Below are 12360 nucleotides of genomic sequence, written 5' to 3'. Positions count from 1 at the left end.
CCTCACTCGACGGTGATGCCCGCGGCGTCGATGACCTGGTCCAGCATGGCGGACTGCTCGTCCATGAACGCGGCGAAGCCTTCGGAATCGAGGCCCGCCGGGTCCATGCCGCGCGCCCGCAGGAGGTCGAGGAACGCCTGATCCTGCATGAGGGCGTCCATCTGCTCGTCCCACCACGACACCACCTCGTCGGGCAGGCCGGCGGGCCCGGCCAGGCCGAACCAGGTGCGCATCTCGACGCCGTCGACGCCCTGCTCGGCGAAGGTGGGCAGGTCGGGTGCCATGCCGATGCGGTCGGGCGAGGCGGCGCCGACGAACTTCATCGTGCCGTCCTCGATGTTCTGGGTCACGGTGCCCGGTCCGAGGAACATGATGTCGATCTGGTCGTTCTGCAGGTCGTTGATGGCCGGCGCGGACCCCTGATACGGGACGTGCACCAGCTCCACGCCCGTGGCCTGGTTGAACATCTCGGCGGCGATGTGCGCGGTGGAGCCCACGCCCCAGGTCCCTACGGTCAGGCCGTCGCCCTCGCCCGCGGCGGCGATCACGGCCTCGGGGCCCTCGGCTTCCAGCCCCGGACGCGTGACCATCGAGAAGGTGAGCGTGGCGGCCAGATAGATGGGCGTGAACGCCTCGTAGCCGTCGTAGCCCAGGTTCGAGCGCAGCAGCGGCGCGATCGTGTGGCTGTCCGCGGTCGCCATCATGAGCGTGTAGCCGTCGGGGTCCGCGTTCGCGACCTGCTCCGACGCGATGGCGGCGCCCGCCCCGGGGCGGTTCTCGACCACGATCTCGGCGCCGGTCCGCTCGGACACCGCATCGGCGATGAAGCGGGTCACGAGGTCGGTGCCGCCGCCGGCGTTCCAGCCTACGACCATGGTGACGGGTCGCTCCGGATAGTCGGCGAATGCAGCGGTCGCGGTGCCCAGCGTCAGGAGGGCGGCTGCAGAAAGGTGTCGGATCATCGATGTCTCCCAGGATCGGTTCTCGGCCCGCCGCCCCTGCCGGACGGCATCGGTGCCATTCTATTCATGCCGTGGAGGCGTCCGTCCAAGGCCGTCCCAGTCTGTACCCATAACGATACGGCATCAATCGCCTGCGCCGTTGACCGTCGGCCCCCGCAAGGGCCACGACTGGGGCATGGATGCCGCCCGCCCTTCCCGCCTCGACCTGTGGATCGGGCTAAGCGCCGTCGCCGCGTCGATGGCGCTGATGGCGGTGGTGATCCCGATCTGGGTCCCGGTCTTCTCGACCCCCCGGCCCCTGGGGCTGGCGCCCTGGCTGCTGCCGCAGGCGTCCGCGGCGATCCTGGGGCTGGCCGGGGCGGCGCTGGCCTGGCGGGCGCGGCGGGGGTCGGACGCGCCGGAGCGGACGGTGTGGCGGGGCCTCGCCCTCGCGGTGGCGGGGGTCGGCGCCTATGTCGTGGCGATGCCCCTGCTGGGCGCGATCGGGACGGGCGTCGTCCTGACGGTGGCGCTGGTGCTGGCGCGCAAGGGGCCGCGGGCCTGGCCCGCCGCGCTGGCGACCGCGGCGGTCGCGGTGGGTCTGGCCTGGGCGATGTTCGTGGCCCTCGCGGGGACGCCGCTGCCGCGCGGTCCCTGGGAGATCTGACCGGTGTGGGAGGACATCGCCGCGGGCTTCGCCCTGTTCGCCACCTGGCAGACCGTGGGCCTGTTCGGACTGGGCATCGCGGTCGGCATCGTCATCGGCGCGATCCCCGGCCTGTCGGTGACGCTTGCCGTGTCGCTGGCGTTGCCGCTGACCTTCGCGATGGACCCCGCGCTCGCGATCATCTTCCTGGCAGGGATCTACAAGGGCGGCACGTTCGGCGGGTCGATCACCGCGATCCTGATCCGCACGCCAGGCACGCCCGCCGCCGCCTGCACGCTGCTGGACGGCTACCCCCTGGCCCGGCGGGGCGAGGCGGCGAAGGCGCTGGACACCGCGCTCTATTCGTCGGCGGTGGCGGATTTCTGTTCCAACCTGGCGCTGATCTTCCTGGCGGGCATCATCGTGCTGTTCGCGCGGCAGTTCGGCCCGGCGGAGTACTTCTGGCTGGTCTGCTTCGCGCTGACCACGGTGGCGGCGGTGTCGGGCGATAGCCTGGCCAAGGGGTTCATCGCGGTGGGGATCGGGCTGCTTCTGTCCACCGTGGGGCGGGACCTGTTCTTCGGATCGGACCGCCTGATGTTCGGGCAGCGCGAGCTTGCGGGCGGCGTCGCGCTGATCCCGCTGCTGATCGGGCTGTTCGCCGTGGCGGAGGTGATCTCGCACTATGCGTCGAAGCCCCGCCCGCGGGAGCGGTTCGAGGGCACGGGGGAGGGGCTGACCTGGTCCGAGTTCCGGCGTCTGCTGCCCACCATCTTCCGCGGCTCGGCCATCGGGGTCGGGGTCGGCGCGATCCCGGGGACGGGCGGGGGCATCGCGTCGTTCCTGTCCTACGGCGAGGCAAAGCGGGTGTCGAAGTCGCCCGAAACGTTCGGCCGCGGCAACATCGAGGGGGTCGCCGCCGCGGAGGCCGGCAACAACGGCGTGGCGGGCGCGACGCTGATCCCGCTGCTGGCGCTGGGCGTGCCCGGCGACGTGGTGACGGCGATCATGCTGGGCGCATTCATGATCCACGACATCGCCCCCGGCCCGGGCCTGTTCGAGCGTCACGGCAACATCGTTTATGCGATCTTCTTCGGCCTGGCGCTGTCGCCCATCTGGCTGCTGGCGCTGGGCAAGCTGGCCTCGCGCGGGTTCACGCGGATCAGCCGGATCGATCCCGACCTGTTGATGCCCGCGGTGCTGCTGTTCTGCGTGCTGGGCAGCTATTCGGTGAACAACTCGATGTTCGACGTCGGCCTGATGGCGGTGGCGGGCGTGGCGGGCTTCGCCATGCTGCGGCTGGACATCCCGCCCGCCCCCCTGGTCATCGCCTTCGTGCTGGGACCCCTGGTGGAGGACAACTTCCGCCGGTCCGTCCGCATCGGCCGGGGGCGGGCGGAGTACTTCTTCGAGGACCCGATGTCGTGGGTCTTCATCGCGCTGACGGCGCTGTCGATCTTCGCCATCGTCCGGCAGCGCCGCCGCCAGGCGCGGCTGCTACGGGGGCGCTGACGGCTCCCCCGCGTTCGATATCCGCCATAGACGGGGGTTGTAGGGCCGAGCGGGGGCGGGCCGGAGCGGAAGAATAGGTCGAATTGCGCGCGACGGGATTCAGCGTTCGAAATCAACGCCGTTGCGTGGGTCGCCCGGATTCGAGGCAGTCCGTTCGGGACGGATCGTCGCATGCACCCCCCGTACACCCCCCGTGCACCCCCCGTGCATACGGCGGGACATATCGGCACCGCGCGTTGCGTCGGGGTTGCAGAACGGCGGCGTTCCGTGCGGGGGGTGGTCCGGCGGGCCGCTCGCGCGGCCCGCGCTGCGGCCCTCGGAACGGTCCCCCGGACCGTCCCGCCCCTGCGGGACCGGTCCTTCGCCCCCGTGCATACGCGGTGGCATACGCTGTCGGCGCGTGGCGGCCGGCTCGACCGCGCGCACCGTTCGGTGCCTCGGCTCCCGGCATGGTCAGTCCACGTCCTCGCCCGCCGCCCGCTTGCGGTCCAGCGCGGTCTTCGACAGGCCGCCGCGGCCCCAGTTCTCGGCCGGTTCCTCGCGGATCAGGACGGCGACCGTGGGGGCGGGCACGCCCAGGTGGCGGACGACCACCTCCGTCAGGTCGGCGATCAGGGCGGCCTTCGCGTCCGCGTCGCGCCCCGGGGCGATGTTGACTTCCAGGAAGGGCATGGACGACCTTTCGATTGATGCCGGATCGGTCTTGGACAAGACGCCAGGAGCTTTCCACGCTGCGACGAAGCCATCGAGTTGGGGAGTCCACCTATGCCGTCCGCGCCGTCCATACGATCTGCCGTCCTCGCGGCGATGCTGGCAACCCCGTTCGCAGCGCCCGCGCTCGCGCAGGAGGGGACGCTGACGATGGGATTGTCGGTGACCCCGTCCTCCTTCGATCCGCAGCTCGGCGCGCTGGGGTCCGACGAGACGTACTATTCCCACGTCTACGACGCGCTGTTCATGCGGTCGCCCAACCTGCAGCCGGTGCCGAAGCTGGCGACCGGATACACCCTGGTCGACGACCTGACCTGGGAGATCGACCTGCGCGAGGGCGTGACCTTCCACGACGGGTCCGCCTTCGACGCGGACGACGTGCTGTTCACGCTCGAACGCCTGCCCACGGTGGAGGGGTCGGACGGCCTGAACACCGAGAAGATGGCGCCCATCACGAACGTGGAGGTCCTGTCGCCCCACAAGATCCGCGTCACCACCGACGTGCCGGTGCCGAACTTCATCTCGCAGCTGTTCACGATCTTCATCATCTCGGACGAACTGGACCCGGGCGTCACCACCGCCGACTTCAACGACGGCACGGCCGCGATCGGAACGGGGCCGTATCGCTTCGTCGAGTGGCGCCAGGGCGAGGAGGTCGTGCTGGAGGCGAACGAGGACTACTTCGACGGCGCCCCCGCCTTCGAGCGGGTCGTCCTGCGCGAGATGCCCAACGACGGCAGCCGCGTCGCGGCGCTGCTGGCGGGCGACGTGGACTTCATCGACGCGGTGCCGCCGCTCGACGTCGGGCGCCTGCGGGACGCGGACGGGGTGAGCGTGGTGTCCGGGCCGTCGGCGCGGGTGATCTTCATCCAGTTCCAGTCCGATCCCGCGCCGCACCCGGACGTGACCGACGCGTCCGGCACGCCCCTGGACCCCAACCCCCTGTCGGTTCCCGGCGTGCGCCAGGCCCTGGCCGCCGCCGTCGATCAGGATCTGATCGCCGACCGGATCATGGACGGGCTGGCCACGCCGGCCACGCAGGCCGTGCCCGCGGGCTTCCTGGGCCATGCCGACGACCTGGAGGACGCGGCCGGCGACGCGGCGGCGATGCTGGCGGAAGCCGGCTATCCCGACGGCTTCGCCCTGACCCTGTCCTGCCCCAACGACCGCTATGTCAACGACGCGGCGATCTGTCAGGCGGTGGGCCAGATGTTCACCCGCGCGGGCGTGCAGACCACCGTCGACACGATGCCGCGCTCCGCCTACTTCACGCCGATGCGGGAAGGCGAGTTCGGCGCCTGGATGCTGGGCTGGGGCAACAGCCAGGGCCATGCCGGATCGGTCCTGCCGTCGGTGTTCCGCTCCGGCGGGTCGTGGAACGGCGGCACGCTGATCGACGCGGCCGACCCGATGATCGACGAGTCCATCGCCGTCATGGACACGGATGCCCGCGGCGAGGCCATGGCGGAGGCGATGCGCCTGCTGTCGAGCGAGGCGGCCTACGTGCCGCTGCACGCGCAGGCGGTCATCGTCGCCCTGCGGGAGGGGCTGGACTATACCATCATGGCCGACGAGACGAGCCTGGCCGTCAACGTGACCACCACCGACTGACTCCCGGTGGGGGCCTACCTGCTCAAGCGGCTGCTGGAGGGGGCGATCGTGCTGGCGGTCGTCTCGCTCCTGGTGTTCGTGGGGGTCTATGCGATCGGGGATCCCGTGTCGCTGCTGTTGTCGCCCGACGCGAACGCGGAGACGGAGGCCGCGCTGCGCCGGTCGATGGGCCTGGACCTGCCGCTGTGGCAGCAATACGCGGTCTTCGTGGGCAACCTGTTCCAGGGTGAGTTCGGGCAATCCTTCACCTTCCGGCAGGACGCGATGGACGTGATCCTGATCCGCCTGCCCGCCACGCTGGAGCTGGCCTTCGCGGCCATCGTCCTGGCGGTGGCGATCGGCGTGCCCCTGGGCCTGATCGCGGGGGCCCGGCCCTATTCCGGGGTGGACCGGGGCCTGGTGACGGCGTCGATCCTGGGCTTCTCGATGCCGACGTTCATGGTGGGCCTGGCGCTGATCCTCGTGTTCTCGGTCTGGCTGGGCTGGCTGCCGTCGACGGGGCGGGGCGAGGTCGGCACGGTGCTGGGGCTGTCGTCGTCGCTGTTCACGCTGGACGGGCTGCGCCACGTCCTGCTGCCCGCGCTGAACCTGGCGCTGTTCCCCATGGCCTTCGTGATCCGCCTGACGCGGTCCGGCATGATCGAGGCGATGGACCTGGACTTCGTGCGCTTCGCCCGCGCGCAGGGGCACCCGGACGGCTGGATCATCCGCAACCACGTGCTGAAATACATCGCCATCCCCATCGTCACCGTGGTCGGCATGCAGTTCGGCCTGCTGATCGCCTTCGCGGTCGTGACCGAGTCGATCTTCGCCTGGCCCGGCGTGGGCCGTCTGATCATCGAGGCGATCCAGCGCCTGGACCGGCCCCTGGTCGTCGCCTACATCATGGTGGTGGTGACGCTGTTCGTCGTCATCAACATCGCGGTCGACCTGGTCTATGCCCTGCTCGACCCGCGGGTGCGGCCGCGATGACCGACGCGGTCGCCGTCGCCCCGCCCCCCCGGGGGATGCGCCGGGTGCTGCGCGACTTCGGCCGCGCGCCGGGCGCGGTGCTGGGCGCAGTGGTCTTCGCGGCGATCGTGGTCCTGTGCGTCTTCGCGCCCGTCTTCGTGATCCACGACCCCTACGACCTGTCGGCCTTCTCGATCATGGATGCCCGCTTGGCCCCGGGCGAAAGGGACTTCGCGGGCGTCGCGCATCCCCTGGGCACCGACGAGCAGGGGCGCGACCTGTGGTCGGCCATCGTCTATGGCCTGCGGATCAGCCTGATCGTGGCCGCGGTGGCGTCGGCGGTGTCCTTCGTCATCGGCACGGCGCTGGGCCTGATCGCGGCCTATCGCCGGGGTTGGGTGGACGCGCTGGTGATGCGGGTCGTGGACATCCAGCTGGCGATCCCGTCGATCCTGGTGGCGCTGGTGCTGCTGGCGGTGCTGGGGCGGGGGGTGGACAAGACGATCATCGCGCTGGTCACTGTGCAGTGGGTCTATTTCGCGCGCACGGTCCGGGCCTCCGCCCTGGTCGAGATGGAGAAGGAATACGTCCAGGCCGCCAAGCTGATGGGGTTCTCCGGTCTGCGGATCCTGATGCGGCACGTGCTGCCCAACTGCCTGCCGCCCCTGACCGTGGTGGCCACGGTCGAGGTCGCGCACGCCATCACGCTGGAGGCGACGCTGTCCTTCCTGGGCGTCGGCCTGCCGGTGACGGAGCCATCGCTGGGGCGGCTGGTCTATAACGGGTTCCAGTTCATGCTGAACGGGTTCTGGTGGATCAGCGTGTTTCCCGCGCTGGCGCTGCTGGTCCTGGTCTTCTCGATCAACCTGGTCAGCGACCGCCTGCGCGACCTGCTGAACCCGCGCAGGCGGCGGGGTTGAGGGCCGTCACCACCGCGCAGCCGCCCGCCACGGACGCCGCCGCGGCGGTGCTGCGGGACGGGGGGTCGGCGGCGGACGCGGCGATCGCCGCGGCCTTCGTGCAGTCGGTGGTGGACCCGATGAACGCGGGTCCGGGGGGCTTCGGCGCGTCGCTGGTCCACCGCGCGGGGCAGGGGGTGCGGGCCTGGGTGTTCCCCGCGCGGCGACCTGCTGCCGACATGCCGGCGGCTTGGGCGACCGGATACCGGGGCCGGTCGGCGGACGGGTTGTCCCACGTCGTCCAAGGGGACCCGAACGCCCGCGGTCCGGCCGCCATCGCCGTGCCCGGCTGGCTGCCCGGCCTGCGCGCGCTGCACGAATGGGGCGGGACCATGCCCTGGGGCGACCTGATCGCCCCCGCGATCCGTTCGGCGCGGGACGGCTTCGCCATCTCCGCCGACTTCGCCCGGCTGGTCGCGTCGGGACCCTATGCCGACCGCATGGCGTCGGCCCGCGCCGTCTTCGGAGCCGCCCGGGCGGGACAGGTCTGCCGGAACCCCGCCTATGCCGCGACCCTGACCGCCATCGCCGGGGGGACCGATCCGGCCCCGCCCCCCGGCGCGTCGTGGTCGGCGGCGGAGGTCGTTCCGGCCGAGGTCGTCGCGCCCGCGACCTGGGGCGACTTGCACGCGACGCCGCACCCGACGGCGGGCGGCATCGTGCTGGATGCGCTGCGGCACGGTGCCTCGCCGGACGCCCTGCGCCGCGCCTGGGCCGCCGCGTCGCGGGAGCCCGCCGCCGCCGGGACCACCCATATCTCCGTCGTGGACGGAAACTGCGCCGTCGCCCTGTCGTCGTCCCTGGCCCTGCCGTCGGGGGACTTCACCGGGGGCCATTTCTGGAACGGCTGCATGAGCGGGTTCGACCCCCGCCCTGGTGGGTCCGCCCCGGGCCAACCGCGCCTGTCGGCCCTGGCCCCCGTCCTGGCGGTCACGGACGGTCGCCCCACCCTGGTCGCGGGCGCGCAGGGCGGCGCGCATATCCCCGCGGCCCTGGTCCAGGTGCTGGCCGCGCGGCGGGCGGGGCAGGGATTGGCGGCGGCCATTGACCGACCGCGCTGGGGCCTGGACGGCGACGGCGTGGCGCTGGACCCGCGCGCGGATGCGGACCTGCGCGCGGCCCATCCCGATGCGGCCATCGCCGCCGCCCCCCGCCCCTTCGGCGCGGTCCACGCCATCGACCCGGACGGCCCCGTCGCCGACCCGGCGCGGGGGGGGGCGGTATGGAGAGGATAGACCCCGCCCATCGCTCCCCGGACCCGGTCCGGGGCCTCGGTGGCGCTGCTCCGACGGTTCCGCGTCGAACATCCGCGTCTTGGGTCGAGCCCGGGATGCCCCACCCCCTAGCGGCCCGCGCCCTGTGCCTGGAACTTGGGCATCAGGTCGCGCAGGCGGCGGGTGTAGGGATGCGCCGGCGCTTCGAAGATGCGTTCGGTGGGGGCCAGCTCGACGATGCGGCCCTTCTCCATCACGGCGGTCCGGTCGCACATCTGGCGCACGACGCTGAGGTCGTGGGAGATGAAGATCAGCGCCATGCCGCGTTCGGCCTGGAGGTCCTTCATCAGGTTCAGGATCGACGCCTGGACGGAGACGTCCAGGGCCGATGTCGGCTCGTCGCAGATCAGGACCGTGGGTTCCATCACGAGGGCGCGGGCGATGCAGATCCGCTGGCGCTGGCCGCCCGAGAAGGCGTGCGGGAGCTTGCCCAGCGCGTCGGCCCCCAGCCCCACGCGTTCGAGCAGGGCCGCCGCGCGGTCGCGGCGTTCGCTCCGGGGCACGAGGCCGTGGACGGTCATCGGCTCCAGCAGGCAGTCGAGCACGGATTGCCGCGGGTCGAGCGAGGAGAACGGGTCCTGGAACACCATCTGCAGGCCCAGCGACGCGCGGCGCACCGCGCGGTCGGTGCCCCGGGCGGTCACGTCCGCGCCGTGCAGCCGGACGGTGCCGGACGCCTTGGGCGCCAGTCCCGCCACCGCGCGCACCAGGGTGGACTTGCCGGACCCGGATTCGCCCACGATCCCGAAGCTTTCGCCCCGTGCCACGGCGAAGGCCGCGTCCGCCACGGCCACGAGGGTCCCGAAGCGGACGGAAAGGTCCGTCACCTCCAGCGCGGCCTCGGCCCCCGCGGGCGCATCCGCCCGCCGCGTCGCGGGGCCGGACGGCGCGGCCTGCGCGTCGTCCACCCCCTCGAAGCGGTCGAGGCGACGGTCGGACGGGGGGACGGCGGCGATCAGGCGGCGGACGTAGGGGTGCGTCGGCGCGGCGATCAGGTCGCGGCAGGGCCCGGCCTCCACGATGCGGCCGTGGCGCATGACGGCCAGGCGGTCGGCGGTCTCGGCCATCACGGCCATGTCGTGCGTGACCAGGATGACGCCGATGCCCCGGTCCCGGCACATGCCTCGCAGCAGGTCGAGCACGCCCTTCTGGATCGACACGTCCAGCGCGGTCGTGGGCTCGTCCGCGATGATCAGGTCGGGGTCGCCCGCCAGCGCGATGGCGATGACGACCCGCTGCCGCATCCCGCCCGACAGCTGGTGCGGATAGCGGCGCATCTGGGCGCGGGCGTCCGGCAGGCCCACCGCGTCCAGCAGTTCGGCCGCCCGGGCCCGCGCCGCCCCGCCGCGATGCGCCGTCACACGCTCCACCGCCCAGGCGACCTGGCGCCCGACGGTCAGGACCGGGTTCAGCGCGGTCAGCGGATCCTGGAAGACCGCGCCGATCCGGCGGCCCCGCAGGGACCGCATCGTCGCCGGAGCCGCGGTGGCCAGGTCGGTCCCGTCCAGGAGGAGCCGTCCGGCGGCGATGCGCCCGGGCGCGTCGATCAGGCCCAGGATCGCGGCGGCCACGGTGGACTTGCCCGCCCCGCTCTCGCCCGCGAGGCCCAGGATCTCGCCGCGGTGGACGTCGAAGGACACGTCATCGACGGCCCGGAACGTGCCCGTCTCGGTCGGATAGTCGAGGGTCAGCCCCTCCACGCGCAGAAGCGGTTCGGTCATGTCGCCACCTTGGCACCGATGCGCCGCACCGCAAAGACAAGGGAGGTTGCCCGTTGAGCATGGATCACCCCGTCGCCCGCACCGACACCGTGTGGATCCCCATGTCGGACGGCACGCGGCTGGCCGCGACGCTGTGGCGGCCCGACGGCGCGGGGCCCGTGCCCGCGATCCTGGAGATCGTCCCCTATCGCCGCCGCGACGTGACCTGGGCCCGGGACGCCACGATCCACCCCCGTCTGGCCGCCGCGGGCTTCGCGTGTCTGCGGGTGGACATGCGCGGGTCGGGCGACAGCGAGGGGCTGCTGTCCGACAGCGTGAAGGTCACGGCGGGCGCCGACACGGAGGAGTGCATCGCCTGGATCGCCGCGCGGGATTGGTGCGACGGGCAGGTGGGCATGGTCGGCATATCCTGGGGCGGGGCGAACGTGATCTTCACCGCGGCGCGCAGGCCTCCCGCGCTGAAGGCCGCGGTGGCGTGCTGCTTCAGCCACGACACGTATCAGTTCGGCATGTTCTATCGCGGGGGGGCCATCCTGAACCGGGTGTTCGGCTGGGCCACCACCGTGACCGCGCTGAACGCCCGCCCGCCCGACCCGGACGTCGTGGATGACTGGCGGGGGGTCTGGCGCGAACGCCTGAGCGACCTGACGCCGCAGCTGGACGGGTTCCTGCGCAACCAGTCGCGCGGCCCGTACTGGGACAACCGCCTGATTCGGGACTGGTCGAAGGTGGACATCCCGCTCTGGCTGGCCTGGGGGCAGCACGATCCCATGTTCGCCAACGCCGCCGCGGACCTGCTGCCCCGCCTGCACGCGCCGTGGCAGGCGTGGCTGACGCCGTCGATGCACCGCTATCCGCATCAGTCGTTGCCGGGGCCGTCCTTCGACGCGGTGGGCGAATGGATCGCGTTCTTCGGCCGCGTCTTCGCGGGCCAACCCGCCTTCGACCGCCCGGGCGAGGTGCGCGCGTTCCGGCGGGAAGGGATGCCCCCCGGACCGATGCCCCATCCCGAAACGGAAGGAACGTGGGTCGCCGCCCCCGCGCTGGCGCAGGCATGGGATGTCCGTACCCTGACCCCCGCCGACGTGGACGGCGGGATCGCGGCGGGCGTGGACGGGGGCGAGGTCATGCCGTGGTGCGCCTTCGCGACGGGCCCCGAGCTGCCCGCCGAACAGACCCCCGCCGACGCGGAGGCGACGGTGTGGGACTGGCCGGTGGACGCCCCGCTCGACCTGCTGGGACGGCCGGTGGCCGACCTGAGCGTGGTCCCGGATGCGCCGGTGGCGCAACTGGCGCTGCGCCTGATGGACGTAGACCCGTCGGGACGCGCCACGCGGATCGGGTTCGGCGTCGCCTCGCTGAACCGGGCGGACAGCGACCGGACGCCCCGCGCGCTGGTCCCGGGGGAGGCGGTCCGCGTGAGCGTGCCCCTGGACGTGACCGCCTATCGCCTCCGGCGCGGCCACGTCCTTCGATTGTCGGCCACGACCGGGCATTGGCCGCAGGTCTGGCCCGCCCCCGCCCCGGTGCGCCTGCGGGTGGACGGCGTCCTGCGGCTTCCCGTCGCATCGGGCACGCCGATCGCGCCGCCGCCGCCGCCGCCGCCGAACCTGCCCACGGGCCGCGTAGAGGTCACGCCTCCCCGACGGACGCGCGAGGTGGATGCAGGCCCGCCCGCCCGCGTGACGGTGCGCGACGACATGGGCACCTGGCGGATCGAGGATCACGGTATGACCTTCGCCACCGTGCAGCACGAGGACTGGACCGTCGTTCCCGCCGATCCGACGACCGCGACAGCGCGTGTGTTGATCGAATGGCGTCACGCGAAGGGACCCATGGATGCGCGCGTGGTGGTGGAGGCCTATCTCCAAGGTGATGCCGACGCCTTCGCGTCCCGCTGCACCGTCCATGCCACCGACGGAGGGGGGGACGTCCACCGCGACGTCTTCGAGTCCGTGATCCCGCGGGAATGGAATTGAGGCCGCGCTTACCGGGCTTCGATCGGGACGAGAACCCCCCGCCGGGACGCCCTTA

At 72.3% G+C, this 12360-nt stretch carries 10 protein-coding genes; 7 read left to right on the top strand and 3 right to left on the bottom strand.

From position 1 onward, the window contains the following. Nucleotides 1–2: 2 nt before the first annotated feature. Nucleotides 3–962, bottom strand: coding sequence for a Bug family tripartite tricarboxylate transporter substrate binding protein (locus tag P0084_RS08215; RefSeq protein WP_308916347.1), 960 nt, complete (start codon nucleotides 960–962; stop codon nucleotides 3–5). Nucleotides 963–1101: 139 nt separating this feature from the next. On the opposite strand from P0084_RS08215, the gene P0084_RS08210 reads away from it, so the two are divergent. Next, entirely contained in the window at nucleotides 1102–1608 is a 507-nt protein-coding gene (locus tag P0084_RS08210; protein WP_308916346.1) for a tripartite tricarboxylate transporter TctB family protein, read from the top strand. Nucleotides 1609–1611: 3 nt separating this feature from the next. Continuing rightward, nucleotides 1612–3099 (top strand): tripartite tricarboxylate transporter permease, encoded by a 1488-nt coding sequence (locus P0084_RS08205; protein WP_308916345.1) that lies wholly within the window; start codon nucleotides 1612–1614, stop codon nucleotides 3097–3099. Between the two features lie 453 nt (nucleotides 3100–3552). Here P0084_RS08205 and P0084_RS08200 read toward each other — a convergent pair whose 3' ends face one another. Continuing rightward, a complete protein-coding gene (locus P0084_RS08200) occupies nucleotides 3553–3771 on the bottom strand; it encodes a tautomerase family protein (RefSeq protein WP_308916344.1) in 219 nt (72 codons plus the stop codon). Nucleotides 3772–3906: 135 nt separating this feature from the next. Between P0084_RS08200 and P0084_RS08195 the strand changes: the two genes are divergently transcribed. Genes P0084_RS08195 through P0084_RS08180 form a run of 4 tightly spaced genes read left to right on the top strand, consistent with a single transcriptional unit; the run spans nucleotide 3907 to nucleotide 8566 of the window. Continuing rightward, nucleotides 3907–5421 (top strand): ABC transporter substrate-binding protein, encoded by a 1515-nt coding sequence (locus tag P0084_RS08195; RefSeq protein ID WP_308916343.1) that lies wholly within the window; start codon nucleotides 3907–3909, stop codon nucleotides 5419–5421. Between the two features lie 6 nt (nucleotides 5422–5427). After that, nucleotides 5428–6393 carry an ABC transporter permease gene (locus tag P0084_RS08190; RefSeq protein WP_308916342.1) on the top strand — a complete coding sequence of 322 codons (966 nt, stop codon included), beginning with the start codon at nucleotides 5428–5430 and terminating at the stop codon, nucleotides 6391–6393. Continuing rightward, nucleotides 6390–7292, top strand: a complete 903-nt coding sequence (locus P0084_RS08185; protein ID WP_308916341.1) for an ABC transporter permease — start codon at nucleotides 6390–6392, stop codon at nucleotides 7290–7292. Before P0084_RS08190 ends, P0084_RS08185 begins: the two co-directional genes overlap by 4 nt. Then, nucleotides 7289–8566 carry a gamma-glutamyltransferase gene (locus P0084_RS08180; protein ID WP_308916340.1) on the top strand — a complete coding sequence of 426 codons (1278 nt, stop codon included), beginning with the start codon at nucleotides 7289–7291 and terminating at the stop codon, nucleotides 8564–8566. Before P0084_RS08185 ends, P0084_RS08180 begins: the two co-directional genes overlap by 4 nt. Nucleotides 8567–8673: 107 nt before the next feature. Here the strand turns inward: P0084_RS08180 and P0084_RS08175 are convergent, their stop codons facing one another. Further along, the gene (locus P0084_RS08175) at nucleotides 8674–10326 is read right to left on the bottom strand and encodes an ABC transporter ATP-binding protein (protein WP_308916339.1); all 1653 of its coding nucleotides are present in this window, start codon (nucleotides 10324–10326) and stop codon (nucleotides 8674–8676) included. Nucleotides 10327–10385: 59 nt separating this feature from the next. Here P0084_RS08175 and P0084_RS08170 point away from each other — a divergent pair, with 59 nt between their 5' ends. Continuing rightward, nucleotides 10386–12305, top strand: coding sequence for a CocE/NonD family hydrolase (locus P0084_RS08170; protein WP_308916338.1), 1920 nt, complete (start codon nucleotides 10386–10388; stop codon nucleotides 12303–12305). Nucleotides 12306–12360 lie beyond the last annotated feature (55 nt).

Origin of the sequence: Jannaschia maritima, assembly GCF_030973515.1 — a bacterium.
Lineage (GTDB): Bacteria > Pseudomonadota > Alphaproteobacteria > Rhodobacterales > Rhodobacteraceae > Jannaschia > Jannaschia maritima.
Note: the sequence above shows the minus strand (reverse complement) of the source record. Positions and strands in the feature narration are given on the sequence as shown.